Origin of the sequence: Litorilituus lipolyticus (assembly GCF_006439335.1) — a bacterium.
Taxonomy (GTDB): Bacteria; Pseudomonadota; Gammaproteobacteria; order Enterobacterales; family Alteromonadaceae; genus Colwellia; species Colwellia lipolytica.
The window spans coordinates 120,905-141,738 of the sequence record NZ_SAWY01000007.1; the positions used below are offsets into that span (position 1 = coordinate 120,905).

Below are 20,834 nucleotides of genomic sequence, written 5' to 3' on the forward strand. Positions count from 1 at the left end.
ACTAGCTTACTCTTTAAAAAAGTGCTGACGATATACCTTAAGTTCAGCGATAGACTCTTTAATATCATCAAGTGCCAAATGTGCACCGGTTTTAACAACTTTATCAAGCACTTCTGGTTTCCAACGACGTGCTAGCTCTTTTACCGTACTTACATCTAAATTTCTATAGTGAAAAAAGTCTTCAAAATCAGGCATATACTTATTAATAAATCGTCTATCTTGACCTATACTATTGCCACACATAGGAGATTTACCAGGTGTTACATGCTCCCTAACAAAAGCAAGCGTTTGCTCAGTTGCTTCTGCTAAAGATATTTGACTCTCACGACAGCGTTTCGTTAAACCTGATTTACCATGATGCTCAATGCACCACTCACTCATGTTATCTAGCACCTCGTCAGATTGCTTAATCGCAAAAACAGGGCCTTGAGCAATAATATTTAATTGACTATCTGTAATGATGGTAGCAATTTCCAAAATCACATCAGTTTCAGGTTCTAACCCTGTCATTTCTAGATCAAGCCAGATTAAATTTGAGTCACTACACGTCATAAATTTCCCTTAAAAAATGCACAAGCATTGGTAGACAATTGTAAGTATAATACTTCAGATATTATCGCGATGATATTTCTTTCGTGAGTAAGGTATAATACTTTTAAAAAAATGCAATGTATGGCCGTAAATTTAGGCTGAATTTATTCCAAGGTAAATGAGCAAAATGACTATCTAATATGGCTAAAGCAAAAAAATTAACAAAAGGTCAATTGAGAAGAATAAAAGCTAACCATGACAAAAAGCTTCATGGTCAGAAAAGCAAGACTAAACAAAATGAACAAATTCACTGGCAAGATAATGAGCTGAGTGCCCCTCAAACTGGCACCATTATTAGCCGCTTTGGCCAACATGCTGATGTTGAAAGCAGTGAAGGTAATATTTTCAGGTGTAATCTAAGACGTTCAATCGATTCTCTTGTATGTGGTGATAAAGTCCAATGGCGTCAAGGAAAAGAAACCGAACACAGCATAAGTGGCATTATTGAAGCAGTGCATGAAAGAGATTCTATGCTCTCTCGCCCTGATGTTTACGATGGTTTAAAGCCCATAGCGGCTAATATTAGTCAGATTTTAATTGTATCATCCGTTTTACCGGTATTTAACAGTGACATTATTGATCGTTACTTAGTTGCAGCAGAACAAACAGGTATCACACCTGTCATTGTGTTAAATAAAGTCGATTTATTGACTGAAATATCCCAAGAAAAACAGAATGAAATTGAGCAACAATTGCAAATTTATCGTAATATCGGCTATCAAGTACTCTACGCTAGCAGTAAATCAAATCACGGTATTGATGTTGTGAAAGACCAGTTAGCTTCTCATACTAGTATTTTTGTCGGCCAATCAGGCGTGGGTAAATCGACTCTAGTCAACGCATTAATGCCTGATTTAGGCTTGTTAACACAAGAAGTCTCAGAAAACTCAGGCCTTGGTCAACATACCACAACCGTAGCTCGCTTATATCACTTTAATGACGGTGGCGACTTAATAGACTCCCCCGGTATTCGAGAATTTGGCCTATGGCATTTAACACCTGAACAGGTATATCATGGCTTTATTGAATTTTCTCCTTTTCTGGGCATGTGCAAATTCAGAGATTGTAAACATCAAAATGATCCTGGCTGCGCACTAATAGCCGCAGAAAAAAATAATGAAATAACCACCAAGCGCTTAGCTAGTTTTCAACGAATACTAGGTAGCTTAGGTGAAAACAAATTAACATCTCGCTTTAACGATTAAGGAAACCAAGTGTCTTCACAAAATTCATTTACAGACAAAATAAAAATTGCTTTGCAATACATTATGCCTAAGCACTTTTTATCACGTTTAGTTGGTAAATTTGCCGCAGCCAAAATGGGCTGGTTAACTACCAAGGCTATTAGTCAATTTATCAAAGCTTATGATATTAATATGAGCGAGGCAAAATTAAAAAATGCCAGTGATTTTGAAACCTTTAACGACTTCTTTACTCGTGAACTTGAAGAAGGTGCTCGTACAATAGATAGTGATGAAGACACACTGTGTTACCCTGTTGATGGTGCTATCAGCCAACAAGGTGATATTGTTGATGGTCAACTTATTCAAGCCAAAGGATTTGATTACAGTTTAACATCATTACTTGGTGGTGACGCTCAAACTGCAGCTCCCTTTCAAGGAGGCAAATTCTCTTGTATATATCTTGCTCCTAAAGACTATCACAGAATTCATATGCCCATGGCAGCGACCTTACGTGAAATGATTTACGTGCCTGGAGAGTTATTCTCTGTTAACCCATTAACTGCTCGCAATGTACCTGACTTATTTGCGCGTAATGAGCGTGTTGTTGCTATTTTTGATACGCAATTTGGTCAACTAGCTATGGTATTAGTTGGCGCTACTATTGTAGCCAGTATTGAAACCACCTGGGCAGGCACCATTACCCCACCTGCAGGTAAAGATATTTTCCGCTGGAAGTACCCAGCCTCTGGCGTTGATGCCATCACCTTCGAAAAAGGCGATGAAATGGGACGCTTCAAGTTAGGCTCTACTGTGGTGAGTACTTTTTCACCGGACATGATCGAGTTTGACAGCAATGCTGGACCAGGTACTGTAACCCGCTTAGGTGAGCTTTACGCAACAGTGAATAACAAATAGACGTAATAATACAGTGACTAAACAATAAGTTATAACAGTACAAATAAAAAGGTTGCTCATTTATTCTACACAAGATACGATTAAGTTCGTATCTTGTTACAATGATGAACAAATTTTAAGTTTGTAGATCATGTTTTTATCAATAGGCGAGTAAGCTCAAAAGGAAAAGTAAATGGCGCGTGATAATTCTGCAGTAAAGCCTACAGAGGCTGAATTAACATTACTTAATGTGCTATGGCAAATAGGCCCAGCAACGGTAAGACAAATCCACGAAGCAGTTAGTACATCTCAAAGAACAGGTTATACAACTGTACTAAAAATCTTGCAAATTATGCATGAGAAATCACTGGTTATTAGAGATGAGAGCAACCGAGCTCACGTATATGCTGCTGCAAACAGTGAAATGCATACACAATCTTCTCTCATCAAAGATCTTATTAGTAAAGCTTTTGGTGGTTCTACATCAAAATTAGTCATGAGAGCTATTGATGAATCTACCAGCGCTCAAGAAATTGATGATATTCGTCAACTTTTAAATTCACTTGAAAAGTAACAGTAAACAAACTTAATACATGCTTGAACATTTATTAACAACGCCATATTTTTATAGCTTAGCGCTAACCTTATTGCACTTTTTGTGGCAAGGGGCATTAGTGGCTATTGCATTAAAAACAGCTTTGTTAGTAATTGATAAAAGTAAATCTCAATTACGCTATGCACTATCAGCATCAGCAATGTTAGCAAACTTAGTGCTGGCTATTACCACCTTTATTATTGTTTTTCCTGATGATGCAATTATGCAAACCTCAGGGAGCTCTCCGTTAGCACTAACCACACTTGTAAATGAACTAACGCAAGAGAATACTTTACTAAATTACCAAGAATTGCTCCCATCCTTGGTTGCACATTCTCTACCCTATATATCATTGTTATGGATGGTTTGTGTTTTTTCATTAGCTGCTAAGCTATTGATTGAAATGCGTAACGTAAATAAGTTACCTGCTAGTGGCAGCATAATGCCAGAGCAAGCTTTATTAGATCGCTTTAGCGAATTAGCACAGCAAATCAATTTAAAGAAAACGCCAAAGCTACTTATCTCATTAAAAATTGATGTCCCTATGGCGATTGGTTGGTTAAAGCCTGTCGTATTAATTCCTGCTAGTATGGTCAGTGGTTTAAATGCTGCTCAGCTTGAAATGCTGATGCTACATGAGTTAGCGCACATCCGCCGCCACGACTATTTGGTTAATTTAATTCAAACCATTATTGAGTTATTGTTTTTCTTCCATCCAGGTGTGAGCTGGATAGCAAAACAAATGCGTAATGAGCGTGAATATTGTAGCGATGATATTGCTGTGCAACATTGTGGTGACCCAATCGCTTATGCGCATACATTGGCCGACACAGCCTCTTTATGCGCAAATAGACACCACCATACAATACCAAGTATGGCGATGGCAGCATCAGGTGGAGATTTAAAGCAACGTGTATTAAGGCTAGTAGGTCATCACTGTGCTCCAAGTAATGATGTCAGTAAATGGTTCGCTGGCATCAGCATATTTTTTGCCGTTATGTTCATCATGAGTAATAAACTGCTTACTTTTCCATATGCGCAAAAATGGACCAATGAATTTCCTTGGAATAACCCAAGTAATACACCTGTTCAGGCAAAAAAATCTAATAAAAATAAAAGTAGTAACTCCCTGAGCAATTCAACAGCTTTGGCAGACGATAGCATCGCCCAACAATTGTTAGCGAATCAGCAAGAAGAGCAACCTGCTAGCAAGTTTGTTAAAGAATATACTATTTTCAATGATAACAAGCTGGCTGAAGTGGCTGTTACTGAACAACCATCACAAACCAACATTCAGCAGACAATTAAAGAGCCGATAAGTAAACAAGAAAGTTTAGTTAATGAAGCGGCTCCAAGGCGACAGGCCCATACGAAGGATTATGCTACTGATGTTTTAACTACTGAAACATCGGCAAAACGACTTATTGAGACTGCCAGCAATACAAGCCCTGTTAATGTAAAACTTGAACCAACAGCAGCGCATGTTGTTACAGCAGATGCAAACCAACAAGCTGATTTAACTAGCGAAAGTTTAACGACTAAATCTGTCAAACAAACTAACTTTTCCGGTGCTGATGCTAGTTTATCGCATAAAAAGTTATTAACTCCTCCAGTCAATAAATCCATTGAATTGACTGATAACTCTCCATCTCGTATTGAGCTAGCGTTAAGCAGTGAGCAAGATCTTGCCCGCAACAGTTCATTTAAAAACCCTTATCAAGCTCAAATCGCTGAATTAGCCGCAGAGCCAATGACAACGCCACGAAATGATATTTTTGAAGAGTTAGCGCAATTAGAAAGCTTACCAACAAGCAGACCTACGCTGTCAGTTGAACAAGTAAAAAAACCGATATGGTATGAAGCCGAGCAAATTAAAACTGCTGAGCCAGTTTACCCAAGTTTAGCTAAGCGTAAAGGTATTGAAGTTGAAGTGAAGGTTAACTTCACCATCGATAAGCAAGGTAATGTTAAGAACATTAGTTTTGTGCAACAAAATAGAGTTAATTACTTTAAAAACTCTATTCGAGCTGCAATCAAAAAATGGCGTTTTCTACCAGCTAAGGTTGGTGATAAACCAGTAGAAAGCCAAATGTCAAAGATATTTTCTTTCAGTTTACAAGGTTAACCTTTCTTTCTACGCTGCTGCTTTTTATCCATAAATGTTTGCCACTTCGCTTTTTGCTCAGCTGTTAGTACATTATAAATAGCATGCTTTGTTTTTGCCTTAGCTAAAGCTGCTTGAGCAATAGTAGGCTGATAAGCATTAAATAGCGCAGTAAAAGCATGCTCATCAAAAACATCAGCATGTATTAATGCTTTTTGTTCCACTTTCATTTGCTTTAATGACTCTTTTAATGTTTGGTTTTGTTCTTTAGCAGATAACTTAATCGTTTTAATTTGCTCTTTCTGACTATCAGTTAACTCCAGTACTTTGGCCATTTTTCTAAAAAGCTTGTCTTTCCCACCATGTTTAAACTTGCCCATATGTTGGGCGCGATAGTCATTATCAAACGTTAAATTGTCACTAGCCCCCTGAGCATAAGACGTTTGGCTTAATAACAACGTTGCAATTAACACCATTGGCTTCATAGTTACTTTTAATATACTTTTCATGATCTATCCTCAATTAAATAATAGCTAAATTCCAAATACATAAATAAACCTTGCACTAAGATAATTCATGTAATTGTTGTAATCATTATATTCAAGGCAATGCAAAGAAACGCAAAGCAAGTGTAAAGATTTAGTAAAGTTCACTTTGTTGGTGTGCGTAATATTCTAGCTAAGGTAAACTACCCATAGCTAAAAAGAGAGGTTGCTTTGAATAATAAACGATTACTATTAATTGATGATGATAAAGAGCTTGCTGAGTTACTTACCGCATTTCTTGGTATGCACCAGTATTCTGTAGATTGTTGTTTTGATGGGCAATCAGGCTTAAAGCAAGCATTAAGTCAGTCATACGATATTATTTTACTTGATGTCATGATGCCTAAACTGAATGGCTTTGAAGTGCTAAAAGCATTAGGTGATCAACATAAAACACCTGTGCTTATGTTGACAGCAAAAGGTGATGATAATGACAGAGTACTCGGGCTTGAGCTTGGCGCTGATGACTACCTCGCGAAACCATTTCATCATCAAGAGTTACTCGCTCGTATCAAAGCAATTTTAAGACGAATAGCCATTACACAAGACTTACAAAGCCACCCAAATGCTGAACAAACCCTGTCTATTAACGGCGTTAAGCTAAATCATGCAACACATCAAGCTACCTGTCATTCGCAAGCTGTTGAGTTAACAAGCACTGAATATCAAGTACTGACAATCTTGATGCAACATCAAGGTGAGATTGTCAGTAAAGCTCAGTTATCAGAGCAAGTATTAGGAAGAAAATTAGCTCCATTTGATAGAAGCATCGATGTTCATGTAAGTAACATCAGACGTAAGCTATTGCCTTTTAGTGACACTGATAAAATCAAAACCATTCGTGGTGCTGGATATATCTTTTTATCAGGTGATTTATCATGAGCTTAATTTCAATACGACGTTACCTTTCATCTTTCAGCGTCAAACTTTTTCTGTGGTTTTGGTTTATTACGTTAACATCAATCACTGTAAGTCGTTTTATTACCAACCAATTGCTTAATGATGACAACATTAGCATTGTAGCAGAGCAAGTAAATAAAGAAGATTTACACTTTTTAAATCGCATAAAGGCTAAATTAGCCCAAAACCCTTTTGCACAAATACAAAATAATCATAAACGGAAAAAGCATCGAAGAACTGACCTTACACTTTGGACTCAACTTCCCTCAGACAGACTAAAGGTTGATAAACTATCCAAACAAAAAGGCCGTTTCAATGACATATTAAAAAAGCATATTCAGACGCGTGAAAATGACACTCTACAATCTGTTGTTTATAGCCATACAAGAATTACAGGACCAATACCTGTTATCTATAAGAATCAACAAACCTTACTTTTCGTCTCCAAAAAGATGCCACGAAAAACCTTCCAGCACTTTTTAAAAGAGATGCCTCTTTGGTTAAAATTAATGATCCCACTTACCATTAGTTTTACGCTATGTATCGTGTTAGCCCGCTCCCTAAGTAAACCAGTTTTAAAAATGAAAGACGCAACATTAAAAATTGCACAAGGAGACTTAAGCACACGAGTAACTGGTCTTAATACTAGGCAAGATGAATTAGGTGGTTTAGCCAGGTGTTTTAACCAAATGGCTGATAAACTCGAAACCAATATTTCAGCACAACAGCGATTGCTAGGAGATGTCTCACATGAGCTGCGCTCGCCACTAACTCGCTTACAAATGGCTTTGGCGCTTGCACAGCAAAAGGGAGAAGATCAAGAACAGTACTTTGAACGCTGTCAGAAAGAGATTAATCAACTCGATGAAATGATCGCCCACGTTCTAACACTTTCTCGATTAGAGAATTCTTTTAAGCCCCTTAATATAGCTTCTTTCAGTTTTACACGTTTATTAAAATCAATTATTTCAGATCAGCAGCTACTCGCAGAAAATAAACAAGTTAATATTGAATGTAATGCTAAAGAAGATATTACTATTCAAGGTGATAGTCACTTACTCAGTGGTGCAATAACCAATGTACTAATAAATGCTATTAAGCATACAACTCAAAACTCCACTATCAAAATTGCCTTGATAGACAATAATCACCAGCTATCTTTAACAATAAGTGATTCGGGTAACGGTGTTCCTGAAGATGCATTAGTAAAAATATTTACTGCTTTTTATCGTGTGAATAGCGCTCGCGATAGAGAAACAGGTGGCACAGGGTTAGGCCTAGCCATAGCCAAGCAGGCTATTACGGCGCACCAAGGAAAAATATTTGCACAAAATATTAGTCTAACAAACAAAGAGCACCAAGGATTAGCCGTAACAATAGAACTTCCTAAAAGCCAAGTTAATCAGTAAAGTAGGCTATTAGATAATATGTTGAGATATTAAATGGTCCAAAATGTAAGCTTCTGTAGTGAACAACAGCTTGATGGAAATCTTCAAACTGTTATTGCTGATTTTTGGCAAACAGGTCAGTTTTCTTGCTTTGAAGGAGTGAACAATATTCGCATTAACTATGCCTACTTTATTCACTCTAATCACAGTAAAAAAATAATTATTATTCCTGGTCGATGTGAAAGTTACCTAAAGTACCAAGAACTTAGTTATGATCTTTTTAATCAAGGCTATAACATTTTTATCCTAGATCACCGTGGCCAAGGATTATCAGAGCGGCTGCAATCAAACCATAACAAGGGTTATGTTAATAACTTTCAAGACTATGTTTGCGATGTAAAATATTTCATCGAAAATATATCAACAACACTTGATAAGTCTGTGACTTATCTATTAGCTCACTCTATGGGTGCAGCCATCGCTACACGATATTTACAAGAAAATACCATACCGATTCAAGCAGCAGCCCTAGCCTCACCCATGTTTGGTTTTAATGCGGGCAACTTCCCTAAAAGCATTACCTTTCAAGCCCTGAAGATAGCCAATAGCATAAATAAACGCTTAAGCAACGACTCTTGGTATTTCTTAGGTCAAAAAGACTACCAAGCAGTCACATTTGAAGAAAATCATTTAACGCACTCTGCTCGGCGATATAGCGTATTTGTAGATTTGTATCAATCAACTCCCGTAATACAGTTAGGTGGCGTTACCTTACAGTGGCTAATTGAGAGCTTTAAAGCTCAACAAGCAATATTTGCTAACCTCAAAGACATTTCCACCCCTATCCTAGTGCTACAGGCCAGTAACGATTTGATCATTGATAATGATGCTCAGCATGAATTTTGCCAACAGCTTTATAGGGTAAAGCCAGATTTTTGCGCTTCAGCTTCACCCATTACCATAGAACAGGCATATCATGAGCTATTTTTTGAAACAGACACCATTCGAACACACGCATTGAACACCTGTTTAAACTGGTTCTCCCAATGTAAATAAATGAAGAAGGGTTAGCTAACCTCAACTCGGGATAAGAAATTAGCTAGCTATTTGAAATGTATGTAAATTTATATTTATCATTATTCTAGATTGGCTATTTTTCTTAATACAAGGCAAATTAGTGCGTTAATAGCTAGTCTATTGCAAACTAATTTAACGCTGTAGTAAGGAAAATAGACTGCTAGAAAGCAAGTTGTTATCCCGAACTGAGGTTAGTTAACTTGCTGCTGTAATTCACTCTGTACCACTGAGCTTGGATCATGATGAATGAATATTTCGCACGGCTTAAACGCTTCCAGCAATGTTTCTTCGATTTGATCACCAATAGCATGAGCCTCGTATAAGGATAAGTTGTCATCTAACTCTAAGTGAAACTGAATAAAGCGTTGTGCTCCGGCTTGCCTTGTTCTCAATTCATGAATGCCCTTCGCTTGGCTATGGGCTAAGGTAATTTCTCTTATCTTTTCTAAATCCTCATCAGCTAACTCTCGATCCATTAATTGACCAACACTTTGGAAAATAATTTTTCCTGCACCAATCAATAAGTAAATCGCTACCGCAATAGTAAATGCACCATCAGCTTGTAACCAGATCCCCTGACTGAGAAAAATAGCAGCCAACACCCCTAAGTTTAAAAATAAATCTGACTGATAATGCAGCGCATCACCGCTGATAATAATAGACCCCGTTTTGTTAATAACAAATCGTTGAAAAATTACTAAAAAAATCGTTAAAACAATTGCCGCAACTGTCACCCATATAGCCACTTCACTACGTACAATAAACTGTGGGTTAATTAAACGGGACATACCACTAAATATTAAGATAATTGCAGAACCAAGCACAAAGGCCGCTTGTACTAGGCCGGCTAAACTCTCAGCTTTACCATGACCAAAACTATGCTCTTTATCTGCAGGCGCTAAAGCAAAACGCAGAATAACTATATTCATAACCGATGCAAATAAGTCGAGTATAGAGTCAGTAGTCGAGGCTAACATAGCACTAGAATCGGTAACCAACCAAGCGTAAAGCTTAATAGCCACAAGCAGCAGTGCAACACTTGTAGAGAAAATAGCCGCTAATCGCACCCAAAAGGCATAATCTTCTGATGACAGTGTCTTATTTTCCAAGATAAACGTTCCTCGTTAAATATTGAATCGTGAGTAATTACAGTACAAACCGCTGTCTACATTTATGTTCAGTATAGTAATAAAATGAGAGATATTAATAACCCATTTGTTGCTAACATTCTAAAATTCATTGTGTTTGGGTATAATAATATTATGATTAATTTACGTGATATCACTCATGCTTGACGTTGTTCTCTTTCAACCACAAATCCCACCTAATACAGGTAATATTATTCGCCTTTGCGCCAATTCAGGCTTCAGATTACATTTAATTGAACCGTTAGGTTTTGATTTAGATGATAAAAAGTTAAAAAGAGCTGGTTTAGATTATCATGAATTTGCTGCAATTCAACGTCATGCAGATTACGCTGCTTTCTTACAACACGAAAACCCCGAACGTGTATTAGCCATTACAACCAAAGCAACAAACTTTTATCACGATGTTTCGTTTAAAGAAGGTGATTATCTGCTGTTTGGCTCAGAAACAAGTGGTTTACCTGAAGAGGTTCGGGTACAAATCCCTGATGAAGATAAAATCCGAATTCCAATGCTTAAAGACAGCCGCAGCATGAATTTATCAAACGCCACCGCTGTTATTGTCTACGATGCGTGGCGTCAACTTGGTTTTCCAAATGCGGTGTAGCAGTATGACTAAGCGATAAAATAACAGATAAAAAAAGCCCTTATTCAAATGATTAAGGGCTTTTTAGAATCTTGTTAACTAATATTAGCTATTCAAATTTCTTATCTCTAGAGAGCAAATCTGCTGCAGCTAACTTGGCATCTTTGCCTTGATACAATACTTGATAGACTTGCTCGATAATTGGCATCTCGACACTATTACGTTGTGCCAACATGTAAACTTCTTTGGTGTTTCGATAACCCTCAACCACCTGACCTATATCAGTCATAGCTTGCTCAACTTCAAGACCTTGCCCCAACGCTAAACCAAATCGGCGATTGCGCGATTGGTTATCCGTACACGTTAGCACTAAATCACCTAAACCAGCCATGCCCATAAAGGTAGCAGGTTGGGCATTTAATGCTAAACCAAGACGAGTCATCTCTGCTAAACCACGTGTAATCAGTGCGGTTCTTGCATTAGCACCAAAACCTATGCCATCTGCAATACCGGCAGCAATAGCAATAACATTCTTTACTGCGCCACCAAGTTGTACACCAATAAAGTCAGTATTAGAGTAGACTCGAAAACGCTTTTCACAATGTAATAAATCAGAAACTTCAGCAACAAACGCTTCATCATTCGAGGAAAGTGAAATAGCAGTGGGTAAACCTGCTGCCATTTCTTTTGCAAAAGTAGGCCCTGATAACACAGCTAATGATACATCTTCACCGAGTTCTTTTTGTGCCACCGTTTGCAATAAATCACCTGACTCAGGATCTAAACCTTTAGTTGCCCAAGCAATTTTTACATCGGCTCTAAGCAAAGGTTTTATCTGTTTAAGCATATTACCAAACGCATGACTTGGTACGACTAGCAAGATCTTATCACTCGCTTGCACTGCTTCAGCTAAATTCGACACTAAGTGCAAACTTTCTGGAAAAGTGCATCCTGGTAAATACTTAGCGTTTTCCCTTGTAGCAACCATTTGTTCTACATGAGTCGAGTCGCGACCCCAAAGCAACGTTTGATGACCATTTCTCGCCAAACAAATAGCAAGGGCTGTCCCATAAGAGCCAGCACCAAGAACCGTAATTTTTGCAGATAAAGTCATCGACAACCTTTGGGAAATTATGAGCTAAATAAATTAGTGAGTTTCAGTGCTCTCAGGAACATTTGCTTGTGCTTGAGCAGCTTGCTGTTGTACATATGAAGCATATAGTGCATCAAAGTTAACTGGCGCTAAGTTAAACTGTGGGAATGAACCACGGTTAACTAGGTTTGCTACACTTTCACGCGCATATGGGAATAATGTTGTTGGGCAGAAAGCACCTATTGTTTGAGCAATTTGCGCATCTTCCATATTAGCAATAGTAAAAATACCTGCTTGTTGAACTTCCGCTAAAAAGGCTGTTTGACCTTCAACTGTTGCAGTAACAGTCACTGCTAATACTACTTCATAAGTATCTTCAGCAAGTTTGTTAGAACGCGTATCTAAGTCTAACTTAATTTCTGGTTGCCAATCTTTTTGGAAAATAGCTGGTGAGTTAGGTGTTTCAAAAGAAACATCTTTTGTATATACACGTTGAATTGCAAATTGTGGACCTGCAGCAGCGGCAGCTTGTTCTGTTTGGTTTTCTTCAGCCATGATGGGCTCCTAAATTATAATAGTTCAAATCAAGCTTTTGCTTGTTCATTCAGTAATGGGTCTAACTGTTGGTTGTACTCTAATGCCATGAGTTCATCACAGCCACCAACATGTTTATTGTTAATAAATATTTGAGGTACGGTATAACCGCCATTGCTACGCTCAATCATTTTTTCACGTAACTCAGGATTAACATCAATTTTAATTTCATTATATGCAACGGATTTTTGCGTTAATAACGCCAACGCCCTCGTGCAATATGGACAATACGCCTTGGTATATATATCAACTGTTGCCATTAAAACTACCTCAATAGTATTATTAGTTTTTGCTTACAGGTAAACCAGCGTTAATCCAAGCATTCATACCCCCTTTAAGGATACTTACTTTCTCAAAGCCCGCTTTGAATAAATCGTTAGCCACTTTCGCCGCACTAATTCCTGCTGTGCACACTACAATGATGGGTTTATCTTTATGCTTTTCAAGGCTAGTAAATCCATTTTGACTAATTTTTTCATTAGATAAATTTACCGCATCTAGAATATGGCTAGTTTTAAACTCTTTTTCAGCACGTATATCTAATGTCATGCCTTCTTCTCTATTTACTAGAAAAGTTAAATCTTGTGGGCTAATTTGTTTAATAGGTGACATTTTCATTTTAATCGTTGTCACAATTATCATTACAACTAGCGCAACCCAAACAGCACTTAATACAGGGTTGTTACCTGCAAACGTAAGGAATTCTTCCATTTATCTCAACCATATCTATCTTAAATTTCGAATCGGCACATTATACCCAAGTCTATTATAAATGCGAGCTTAACCCTGCTGATATGCCTTTTAGTAAACTGCTTTGAAACATTTCTTTGATGAATAAGACTTTTCGAGCGTGTACAATAACGCCAATTTAATTTATCACTCGCAATTAACGACACTGCAGGACACTCTCATGGCGAATAAAAAATCAATGGTATTAATGATATTAGATGGCTGGGGCTATAGAAAAGACAGTAAAGCTAATGCCATTTTACAAGCAAACACTCCTGTTCTCGATGATTTAACCGCTAATTACCCAAACATGTTAATTAATACATCTGGTATGGCTGTTGGCTTACCAGAAGGCCAAATGGGTAATTCAGAAGTTGGTCATGTCAATTTAGGTGCGGGTCGAGTGGTATACCAAGATTTTACTCGGATAACTAAAGCCATAGCAGAAGGTGATTTTCAATCAAATACTGCACTTTGTCAGGCAATAGATAAAGCAGTAGCAAATAATGGAGCCGTGCATGTTTTTGGCCTGTTATCCCCAGGCGGTGTACATAGTCACGAAGATCACCTTTTCGCCACTTTACAATTAGCGAAACAACGAGGTGCTAAGCGAATATATTTACATGCTTTTCTGGATGGTCGTGATACACCACCAAGAAGCGCACAATCTTCTCTAGAAAAAGCTCAGAAAATACTCGCTGAAATAAGTGAAAGTGATGACGTTCAAGCGCAGATTGCTTCTGTGGTTGGTCGTTATTACGCTATGGATAGAGATCAGCGTTGGGATCGCGTTGAAAAAGCCTACAACCTTATGGTTGAAGGCAAGGCCGAACACCAATACTCTGACGCGATTTCAGCATTACAAGCAGCCTATGAGCGTGATGAAAATGATGAATTTGTCAGCGCCAGCGTCATCACTGACCAACAGAATAATGCCATTGAAGTGAATGATGGCGATGCCATGATATTTATGAACTTTAGAGCAGATAGAGCACGTCAGTTTACTCGCTGTTTTACCGAGCAAGATTTCGATGGTTTTAACCGCAACAAAGTGCCAAATATTGCAGATTTTGTCATGTTAACTCAATACTCAGCTGATATTAAAACCAGTTGCGCCTTTGCACCTGAAGCATTAAATAATGTTTTAGGTGAATGGTTAGCTAAACACCAAAAAACACAATTACGCATTTCAGAGACCGAAAAGTATGCTCATGTCACTTTTTTCTTTAGTGGCGGTAAAGAAGATACTTTTACCGGCGAAGAACGTATTCTTGTGCCTTCACCTGATGTCGCAACATACGATCTTCAACCAGAGATGAACTCTGGCCAACTTACAGATAAGTTAGTTGCCGCCATTGAAAGCGGTGAACACGATGTGATTATTTGTAATTATCCTAATGGCGATATGGTAGGTCATACAGGTGACTTCAATGCCGCAGTTAAAGCTTGTGAAGCAGTAGATCATGCTGTAGGTAGAGTGGTTAAAGCTCTGAAAAAAACCGGCGGAGAATGTTTAATTACTGCAGATCATGGCAACGCAGAGCAAATGCTCGATGACACAACGGGTCAAGCGCATACCGCTCATACTTGTGAACCAGTACCGCTTATTTACGTTGGTCGCCAAGCAGTAGCTGCAGAGAGCGGCACTTTAAGTGATATTTCCCCGACTTTATTACACCTTTTAGGTATGGAGCAACCACAAGAAATGACAGGTTCTATTTTAATGAGGCTAGCCAAGTAAGCTATAAATCATTACACTCAGTGACCATGAGAAAAAATTGTTGTTTATCTAAGCCTTGGCGAAAAATTAAAAAGTGCTACATCACAAGAATAAGCTTGCTTTGTGCAAGCTTATTCCTTGTTAATGTGCCTGTTTTTGCCGCTGAAAAAATTGACGCAAATGAAAAAGCTCAGCAAGAAAATAAAGCAAAACTCGAAAATGTCCAAAAGGCAATAGCTAAACAAGAGTCAAATATTTTTGACACAAACAAGAAGCGAAGTACACTTGAAAAAGAGTTGAAACGAGATGATATGGCCATAGCTAAAGTCGCTAGAGCCATTAATAATATCGAAAAGCAGCTCAGTGAACGCCAGCAACAAATAAATGTATTAGCAAAACAAAAGCAGCAACTCGAACAAGAAAAACTCAAGCAAGAAACCTTACTTGCCAAGCAATTACGTTCAGCCTATACCACAGGCCAACACGACTATTTAAAGTTGCTACTCAATCAAGAACAAAGTGAAAAAATACAGCGTACCGTTAGCTACTATCATTATCTCAACAAAGCTCGCATAGAAGAAATAGAAAACTATCAAGCTACCATAGCGCAGTTACTGCAAGTTAGCACTGAGCATCAAGAGCAAATAGACCAACTTGAGCAGCTTAAAATCCACCAAAATCAGCAAGCACAATTATTAAAGAGCACTAAAGCCAAGCGAAGTAAAACATTAGCAAATTTAAGTAAGCAATTACTATCAAGTCAACAACAATTAGCTAAACTAAAATCAGAAGAAAACAATTTAAATGCTGCTTTACAAAAACTTAGCGAGCTTATTCAAGCCGAAATAAATTTAACTGGGCTTAGTAAATTAAAGCGCAAATTATCTTGGCCTGTAAAAGGTCGTATGTTGCACCGCTTTGGTAGCCGAAAGCAAGGCTATTTAACCTGGAAAGGCATGCTGATATCTGCACCAATTGGCAGGCAAGTACACTCCATTCACAATGGCACTATATTGTTTTCTGACTGGTTGAAAGGCTATGGTTTATTAACGGTAATCGATCATGGTAACGGCTATATGAGTCTATACGCCCATAATCAAACACTATTAAAATCGGTGGGCGATAGAGTTGAAACAGGCGAACCTATCGCATTAGTTGGACAAAGTGGCGGCCAAGAGCAATCAGGACTTTACTTTGAAATTCGTCATCGTGGTAAAGCAGTGAATCCTAAACTATGGTGTAAATAGTTTTGCTTTAATGTTACCGTTTTACTTGTTTCCCAATATTTTCCTATAAAAAGAATAATTCTCATCATGCAAAAACTATTTTCTCTTCTTCTATGTAACTGCGTTTTTACCTTTTCCGTATTAGCCAATTCACCTGCTAAAGTCGCTATTGTTATTGATGATATGGGTTATCGCTATACCGATAGGCACGCATTGAACCTTCCCGGAGATATTACTTATTCAATACTACCCCATACGACATATGGCAAAAAATTAGCGCTAGCCGCGAATAAAAGTCATCATGAAGTCCTACTGCATATCCCTATGGAAGCAACCAACGGCAAAAAATTAGGACCCGGTGCTTTAACTATTGATATGGACGAAAAGGCGATATATGAAAGCTTACAGAAATCCTATGATGAAATCCCTTTCGCGATTGGTATTAATAACCATATGGGTAGCCGTTTAACTCAGTTATATGAGCCAATGGCTTGGACTATGTTATTTTTAAAACAACATGAACTTTTTTTCCTCGATAGTAAAACTAGCCCTGGCTCACAAGCAGAACAAGCAGCAAAAGACTTTGGTGTACCAGTAAAAGCACGTCACGTTTTCTTAGATAATCATTTAGATAGTGAGTACATTAAAGGGCAATTTTCTGAATTAATTCAATTTGCTAAAAAACGACAAATTGCTATTGCCATTGCGCACCCTCACCCTGAAACAGTTGAGAATCTACAGAAACTCATTCCGACTTTAGCGCAAAATAATATTGAATTAGTACCACTATCAGAACTTTACCCTAAGGTTGAACATACAAAACACAGCGGAAATATTGGCGAATAATATTCATGCCGCTTTAAAGCAAGGTAGATTAACGTTAATTTACCTTTCGACTTAAATAGAGATATCATGCTCTTTCAATATCTGACGTAAATACTTAACTGGGATGGCATAAGTAATACCACTCGGTTTAGCAATCACGGCTTCTTTCGTCTCTTGTACAAAAACCTTATTAATGATTCCAACAACATGCCCGGTGTGTTGGTCATACATAGCACTTCCACTATTTCCAGGATAAGCCGTTGCATCTAATTGATAAACTAGATATGGATTGCGTAAACTTTTCAACATTTTGATACTAATTTGTCCAGCGGAAGGCACTGGTACTATTGTTGGTGTAATACTCGCAATAATACCCCGATGAGTGACTGGGTATAATCCCAATACAGCACCAATAGGGAAGCCAGTAAACGCAATAGCACTCCCATCAGGGAGAAATTCATCATGAGCTAAGGTTAAGGCGGGGAGTGGCGGCCCTTTTAACTTGAGCACTGCTAAGTCATAACGTTGGGAAGTTGCTACTATGTCTGCTTGTCTAACCTTTGCCTCTTTCCCTGAGCCAATAAAAACAGCCATTTCTTCTAATAACTCATCATTAAGCATGTCTGGTAAAACATGGGCATTAGTTACCACATAACTGCCATCACCAATAACAAAGCCGGTACCGCGCAAAACATTTTGTGGTCTATTGGTTGGAGTATGAGTACCAATACCAACCACAGCGGGTTTAACTTTTGCAATAACCTGCACTAAGTCAGCTCTACAGTGAAAACTCATTGCTAGAGAGATTAATATAAGCCACTGAATTGAACGTTCCATTGTTTCCTACCCTAGACCCTAAGATCACTTTACTTATTACTTTGTAAATTATTTAATTAATTCTCAGTTTCGCAAAATTACTAACATTGTCCATACTTAAGCACAAGATATTGCAAATTAACTCACTAATAGCACCGTTAAATTCTTTATCATCTAATTATCACACTACAGACAGCATAGAAGAGTTTTTAGCTTATTGTTACTAAAGTACTAAGGAGACTGAATGTACAAGAGCATTGTACCTATTTTTGCCGGAGGAGGAACACGTCTCCCTGCGCATTTAGGTGTTCTTAAAGCATTAGAGATTTTAGATGTGCCTTTTACTGATCTCGTCGGTGTTTCAGGCGGTAGTATTATTGCTAGCTTCTACGCCTCAGGTCTATCTATCAATGACATTAAGAGAATAGCCCTACAAACAAACTACAATCAGTTTAGAGAATTTTCTTTAGTTAAATTAATTCGCCATGGCGGTCTGAGTTCTGGTGATGCCTTTGAAAAGTGGGTTGATTTACACTTGCAAGGCAAGACCTTTTCTCAATTAAAAATGAAGTTACATATTGTCGCGACCGATGTAACTAATGGTAAACCCGTAATATTTGATGCTGAGCGCACTCCAGACATGAAAGTATCACAAGCGGTGCGTTTTTCCATGTCAATACCGTTAGTGTTTAGCTTTAAGCCTTTTGGTAAACGCATTATGGTCGATGGCAGCATCCTTTCTGAAGATGCTCTGCATAGGGACTGGGATCACCAAGGCACCCCTGTACTTTGCTTTAGGTTACGTGGTGAGCACGAATACGACAACTTAAATGTCAATGGTATTTTCCCTATATTTAATTATGTCACGCTACTTATCAGAACCTTTATGACCACAATTTCACGTGAATACATTAATGAAAATTTTTGGCATAACACCATTGTTATTAATATAGGTGAGTACTCTGCGGTCGACTTTAAAATGAATAAAGAACAAAAGCATGACCTATACAAAGTAGGTTTACAGACTGCTCTTGAGATAGTGCCAATTAAGCTTGCTTATAAGCATACTTAACATTAGCTCTAAAGCTAACGAACTAATTAAATTAAAGTTTTCACCCAAATTACTACTTGATTGATCAGTAATATCATTGCCATAATACCCTTTAGGAACTTTCCTAAAGTCTTAGCAATCAGGATGATAAATGCTTAACTATATTCATGAGCTAGTTAAACAAAGTGCAGGTTCAAGTCCACATGCCATAGCGCTTCAAGTTAATGAATGTTGTTTAACCTATCAGCAATTAAACACTCAAATTGAACAGTTCTCTTATCATTTAGCCAACATAAGTACGCCCAAACAACGTATTGGCATTTATCTAAACAAAAACAGTGAAAATGTTATCACTATGTTTGCTTGCTCTAGCGCAAGTCTCATTTTTGTGCCAATTAACCCTGTTTTAAAAGCCGCACAAGTACAACATATTATTGATGATTGCCAAGTACAAACATTGGTAACTAATAAAGCAAGATTAAGCGGTTTGTCAAAGGTTTTATCATCATTGCATTCCGTTGAAACCATTATAGTCACTGATGCTGATACACAAGAGCTTGCTTTACTTTGTGATAGTTTTGCAAACATTAACTTCATCCCATGGCCAAGTGACTCAAAAACGATAAAGCAAACACTCCTCGCTAGTACAACACCTTCAACCAATGATATTGCCTGCATTCTATATACCTCAGGCAGCACAGGTAAACCCAAAGGTATAATGGTTAGTCATCAAAACCTAATCCTCGGAGCAGAATCAGTCAGTCAATATTTACAAAACACCTCACAAGATAAAATCCTTGCTGTACTACCTTTTAGTTTTGACTATGGTTTAAATCAACTTATCAGTAGTTTTTTAGTGGGCGCACAGTGTATTTTACTCGACTACTTATTTCCTCAAGATGTCATTAAAGCGGTTAAAAAGTATAAAGTTACTGGTTTAGCCGCAGTACCTGCTCTTTGGTCGCAACTGTGTGAAATTGAATGGGATGAACAAGCTAAATCTATTCGTTATTTTACTAATTCAGGTGGTGTATTAGCTCAACATTGCTTGCAAACATTAAGAGATAGAATGCCTACAGCAACTCCCTTTCTAATGTATGGATTAACAGAAGCTTTCCGGTCTACTTATCTCACACCAAATGAAATCGACAAAAGGATTGGCTCTATAGGTAAAGCAATCCCCAACGCGGTAATTAAAGTCATACGAGCAGATGGCTCTGAATGTGATGTTGATGAAACAGGTCAGTTAATTCATATTGGACCGTTGGTGACTTTAGGTTATTGGCAAGACATTGCTAAAACGCAGGAGCGTTTCAAATCTTTTGGTGCTTGCAAAGAAATGGCTGTTTTCTCTGGCGATTATGTAAAAAAAGATAGTGATGGTTTCTTATACTTTGTTGGCAGAAAAGATGAAATGATAAAAACATCAGGCTATCGTGTCAGCCCTACTGAAATTGAAGAGTGTCTTTTACAATTAACTGAAATATTAAATGCAGTTGTTTTCGGTAAACCCGTTGACATATTAGGGCAAGTTATTATCGCGTATGTGCAACTAGCACAACCTCTAAAAGCTAAACTTGACTCAAAGCAATTAGAGAAAAAACTTTTGCGTCACTGTAAAGAGCAACTAGCTAATTATATGCTCCCCAAAGAATTCCATTTCATTAATGAATTACCCATAAATGCCAATGGAAAAATCGACAGAAATAAGTTGAGATTAGACTACCTAGCTAACTTACAAACAGCTAAGATTAATAAATAACGCTATCAC

21 protein-coding genes are annotated in these 20,834 nt (G+C 37.8%); 13 read left to right on the top strand and 8 right to left on the bottom strand.

Going from position 1 to position 20,834, the window contains the following annotated elements:
• Positions 1-6: 6 nt before the first annotated feature.
• A complete protein-coding gene (gene orn, locus EPA86_RS04140; RefSeq protein WP_140602154.1) occupies positions 7-552 on the bottom strand; it encodes an oligoribonuclease in 546 nt (181 codons plus the stop codon).
• Between the two features lie 179 nt (positions 553-731).
• Here orn and rsgA point away from each other — a divergent pair, with 179 nt between their 5' ends.
• The 4 genes from rsgA to EPA86_RS04160 all read left to right on the top strand — a co-directional run bounded on the left by rsgA (position 732) and on the right by EPA86_RS04160 (position 5,389).
• The gene (rsgA, locus tag EPA86_RS04145) at positions 732-1,796 is read left to right on the top strand and encodes a small ribosomal subunit biogenesis GTPase RsgA (RefSeq protein ID WP_140602155.1); all 1,065 of its coding nucleotides are present in this window, start codon (positions 732-734) and stop codon (positions 1,794-1,796) included.
• A 63-nt stretch (positions 1,797-1,859) separates the two neighbouring features.
• Entirely contained in the window at positions 1,860-2,690 is an 831-nt protein-coding gene (gene asd, locus EPA86_RS04150; RefSeq protein ID WP_140602256.1) for an archaetidylserine decarboxylase, read from the top strand.
• A 172-nt stretch (positions 2,691-2,862) separates the two neighbouring features.
• Complete coding sequence (locus EPA86_RS04155) at positions 2,863-3,243, top strand: BlaI/MecI/CopY family transcriptional regulator (RefSeq protein WP_140602156.1); 381 nt, start codon at positions 2,863-2,865, stop codon at positions 3,241-3,243.
• A 19-nt stretch (positions 3,244-3,262) separates the two neighbouring features.
• Complete coding sequence (locus EPA86_RS04160; protein WP_140602157.1) at positions 3,263-5,389, top strand: M56 family metallopeptidase; 2,127 nt, start codon at positions 3,263-3,265, stop codon at positions 5,387-5,389.
• Here EPA86_RS04160 and EPA86_RS04165 read toward each other — a convergent pair.
• Complete coding sequence (locus tag EPA86_RS04165; RefSeq protein WP_140602158.1) at positions 5,386-5,877, bottom strand: Spy/CpxP family protein refolding chaperone; 492 nt, start codon at positions 5,875-5,877, stop codon at positions 5,386-5,388. The two genes, EPA86_RS04160 and EPA86_RS04165, sit on opposite strands and share 4 nt — an antisense overlap.
• A 207-nt stretch (positions 5,878-6,084) precedes the next feature.
• Between EPA86_RS04165 and EPA86_RS04170 the strand changes: the two genes are divergently transcribed.
• Genes EPA86_RS04170 through EPA86_RS04180 form a run of 3 tightly spaced genes read left to right on the top strand, consistent with a single transcriptional unit; the run spans position 6,085 to position 9,257 of the window.
• Complete coding sequence (locus tag EPA86_RS04170; protein WP_140602159.1) at positions 6,085-6,795, top strand: response regulator transcription factor; 711 nt, start codon at positions 6,085-6,087, stop codon at positions 6,793-6,795.
• Positions 6,792-8,222 carry an ATP-binding protein gene (locus tag EPA86_RS04175; RefSeq protein WP_140602160.1) on the top strand — a complete coding sequence of 477 codons (1,431 nt, stop codon included), beginning with the start codon at positions 6,792-6,794 and terminating at the stop codon, positions 8,220-8,222. Before EPA86_RS04170 ends, EPA86_RS04175 begins: the two co-directional genes overlap by 4 nt.
• 33 nt (positions 8,223-8,255) lie before the next feature.
• A complete protein-coding gene (locus EPA86_RS04180) occupies positions 8,256-9,257 on the top strand; it encodes an alpha/beta fold hydrolase (protein WP_140602161.1) in 1,002 nt (333 codons plus the stop codon).
• A 212-nt stretch (positions 9,258-9,469) separates the two neighbouring features.
• Here the strand turns inward: EPA86_RS04180 and EPA86_RS04185 are convergent, their stop codons facing one another.
• Complete coding sequence (locus EPA86_RS04185; protein ID WP_140602162.1) at positions 9,470-10,387, bottom strand: cation diffusion facilitator family transporter; 918 nt, start codon at positions 10,385-10,387, stop codon at positions 9,470-9,472.
• A 178-nt stretch (positions 10,388-10,565) separates the two neighbouring features.
• Between EPA86_RS04185 and trmL the strand changes: the two genes are divergently transcribed.
• A complete protein-coding gene (gene trmL / locus EPA86_RS04190) occupies positions 10,566-11,030 on the top strand; it encodes a tRNA (uridine(34)/cytosine(34)/5-carboxymethylaminomethyluridine(34)-2'-O)-methyltransferase TrmL (protein ID WP_140602163.1) in 465 nt (154 codons plus the stop codon).
• Positions 11,031-11,118: 88 nt separating this feature from the next.
• On the opposite strand, the gene gpsA is transcribed toward trmL, so the two are convergent.
• The 4 genes from gpsA to EPA86_RS04210 are packed head-to-tail and all read right to left on the bottom strand — an operon-like array spanning position 11,119 to position 13,407.
• Positions 11,119-12,123, bottom strand: a complete 1,005-nt coding sequence (gene gpsA / locus EPA86_RS04195) for an NAD(P)H-dependent glycerol-3-phosphate dehydrogenase (RefSeq protein ID WP_140602164.1) — start codon at positions 12,121-12,123, stop codon at positions 11,119-11,121.
• A 33-nt stretch (positions 12,124-12,156) separates the two neighbouring features.
• Complete coding sequence (secB, locus tag EPA86_RS04200) at positions 12,157-12,657, bottom strand: protein-export chaperone SecB (protein ID WP_140602165.1); 501 nt, start codon at positions 12,655-12,657, stop codon at positions 12,157-12,159.
• Positions 12,658-12,686: 29 nt separating this feature from the next.
• Positions 12,687-12,956, bottom strand: a complete 270-nt coding sequence (gene grxC, locus EPA86_RS04205; RefSeq protein WP_140602166.1) for a glutaredoxin 3 — start codon at positions 12,954-12,956, stop codon at positions 12,687-12,689.
• Positions 12,957-12,978: 22 nt separating this feature from the next.
• Positions 12,979-13,407, bottom strand: coding sequence for a rhodanese-like domain-containing protein (locus EPA86_RS04210; RefSeq protein ID WP_140602167.1), 429 nt, complete (start codon positions 13,405-13,407; stop codon positions 12,979-12,981).
• Positions 13,408-13,606: 199 nt separating this feature from the next.
• Here EPA86_RS04210 and gpmI point away from each other — a divergent pair, with 199 nt between their 5' ends.
• The 3 genes from gpmI to EPA86_RS04225 all read left to right on the top strand — a co-directional run bounded on the left by gpmI (position 13,607) and on the right by EPA86_RS04225 (position 17,217).
• Complete coding sequence (gene gpmI, locus EPA86_RS04215; RefSeq protein ID WP_140602168.1) at positions 13,607-15,166, top strand: 2,3-bisphosphoglycerate-independent phosphoglycerate mutase; 1,560 nt, start codon at positions 13,607-13,609, stop codon at positions 15,164-15,166.
• A gap of 95 nt (positions 15,167-15,261) precedes the next feature.
• A complete protein-coding gene (locus EPA86_RS04220; RefSeq protein WP_246058248.1) occupies positions 15,262-16,392 on the top strand; it encodes a murein hydrolase activator EnvC family protein in 1,131 nt (376 codons plus the stop codon).
• 66 nt (positions 16,393-16,458) lie between these two features.
• Positions 16,459-17,217 (top strand): divergent polysaccharide deacetylase family protein, encoded by a 759-nt coding sequence (locus EPA86_RS04225; RefSeq protein WP_140602170.1) that lies wholly within the window; start codon positions 16,459-16,461, stop codon positions 17,215-17,217.
• Positions 17,218-17,268: 51 nt separating this feature from the next.
• On the opposite strand, the gene EPA86_RS04230 is transcribed toward EPA86_RS04225, so the two are convergent.
• Positions 17,269-18,033 carry a S1 family peptidase gene (locus EPA86_RS04230; RefSeq protein WP_140602171.1) on the bottom strand — a complete coding sequence of 255 codons (765 nt, stop codon included), beginning with the start codon at positions 18,031-18,033 and terminating at the stop codon, positions 17,269-17,271.
• 223 nt (positions 18,034-18,256) lie between these two features.
• Here EPA86_RS04230 and EPA86_RS04235 point away from each other — a divergent pair, with 223 nt between their 5' ends.
• Both EPA86_RS04235 and EPA86_RS04240 read left to right on the top strand, forming a co-directional pair.
• Positions 18,257-19,084: a patatin-like phospholipase family protein gene (locus EPA86_RS04235; protein ID WP_140602172.1), complete on the top strand. Its 828-nt coding sequence runs from the start codon at positions 18,257-18,259 to the stop codon at positions 19,082-19,084.
• Between the two features lie 130 nt (positions 19,085-19,214).
• Entirely contained in the window at positions 19,215-20,825 is a 1,611-nt protein-coding gene (locus EPA86_RS04240) for an acyl-CoA ligase (AMP-forming), exosortase A system-associated (protein WP_140602173.1), read from the top strand.
• The last annotated feature ends 9 nt before the right edge of the window (positions 20,826-20,834 follow it).

What these genes read in the sequence shown, in the direction of transcription:
- orn (WP_140602154.1), bottom strand. Translation starts at nt 552, where the DNA reads ATGACGTGTAGTGACTCAAATTTAATCTGGCTTGATCTAGAAATGACA.
- rsgA (WP_140602155.1), top strand. Translation starts at nt 732, where the DNA reads ATGGCTAAAGCAAAAAAATTAACAAAAGGTCAATTGAGAAGAATAAAA.
- asd (WP_140602256.1), top strand. Translation starts at nt 1,860, where the DNA reads ATGCCTAAGCACTTTTTATCACGTTTAGTTGGTAAATTTGCCGCAGCC.
- EPA86_RS04155 (WP_140602156.1), top strand. Translation starts at nt 2,863, where the DNA reads ATGGCGCGTGATAATTCTGCAGTAAAGCCTACAGAGGCTGAATTAACA.
- EPA86_RS04160 (WP_140602157.1), top strand. Translation starts at nt 3,263, where the DNA reads ATGCTTGAACATTTATTAACAACGCCATATTTTTATAGCTTAGCGCTA.
- EPA86_RS04165 (WP_140602158.1), bottom strand. Translation starts at nt 5,877, where the DNA reads ATGAAAAGTATATTAAAAGTAACTATGAAGCCAATGGTGTTAATTGCA.
- EPA86_RS04175 (WP_140602160.1), top strand. Translation starts at nt 6,792, where the DNA reads ATGAGCTTAATTTCAATACGACGTTACCTTTCATCTTTCAGCGTCAAA.
- EPA86_RS04180 (WP_140602161.1), top strand. Translation starts at nt 8,256, where the DNA reads ATGGTCCAAAATGTAAGCTTCTGTAGTGAACAACAGCTTGATGGAAAT.
- trmL (WP_140602163.1), top strand. Translation starts at nt 10,566, where the DNA reads ATGCTTGACGTTGTTCTCTTTCAACCACAAATCCCACCTAATACAGGT.
- gpsA (WP_140602164.1), bottom strand. Translation starts at nt 12,123, where the DNA reads ATGACTTTATCTGCAAAAATTACGGTTCTTGGTGCTGGCTCTTATGGG.
- secB (WP_140602165.1), bottom strand. Translation starts at nt 12,657, where the DNA reads ATGGCTGAAGAAAACCAAACAGAACAAGCTGCCGCTGCTGCAGGTCCA.
- grxC (WP_140602166.1), bottom strand. Translation starts at nt 12,956, where the DNA reads ATGGCAACAGTTGATATATATACCAAGGCGTATTGTCCATATTGCACG.
- EPA86_RS04210 (WP_140602167.1), bottom strand. Translation starts at nt 13,407, where the DNA reads ATGGAAGAATTCCTTACGTTTGCAGGTAACAACCCTGTATTAAGTGCT.
- gpmI (WP_140602168.1), top strand. Translation starts at nt 13,607, where the DNA reads ATGGCGAATAAAAAATCAATGGTATTAATGATATTAGATGGCTGGGGC.
- EPA86_RS04225 (WP_140602170.1), top strand. Translation starts at nt 16,459, where the DNA reads ATGCAAAAACTATTTTCTCTTCTTCTATGTAACTGCGTTTTTACCTTT.
- EPA86_RS04230 (WP_140602171.1), bottom strand. Translation starts at nt 18,033, where the DNA reads ATGGAACGTTCAATTCAGTGGCTTATATTAATCTCTCTAGCAATGAGT.
- EPA86_RS04235 (WP_140602172.1), top strand. Translation starts at nt 18,257, where the DNA reads ATGTACAAGAGCATTGTACCTATTTTTGCCGGAGGAGGAACACGTCTC.
- EPA86_RS04240 (WP_140602173.1), top strand. Translation starts at nt 19,215, where the DNA reads ATGCTTAACTATATTCATGAGCTAGTTAAACAAAGTGCAGGTTCAAGT.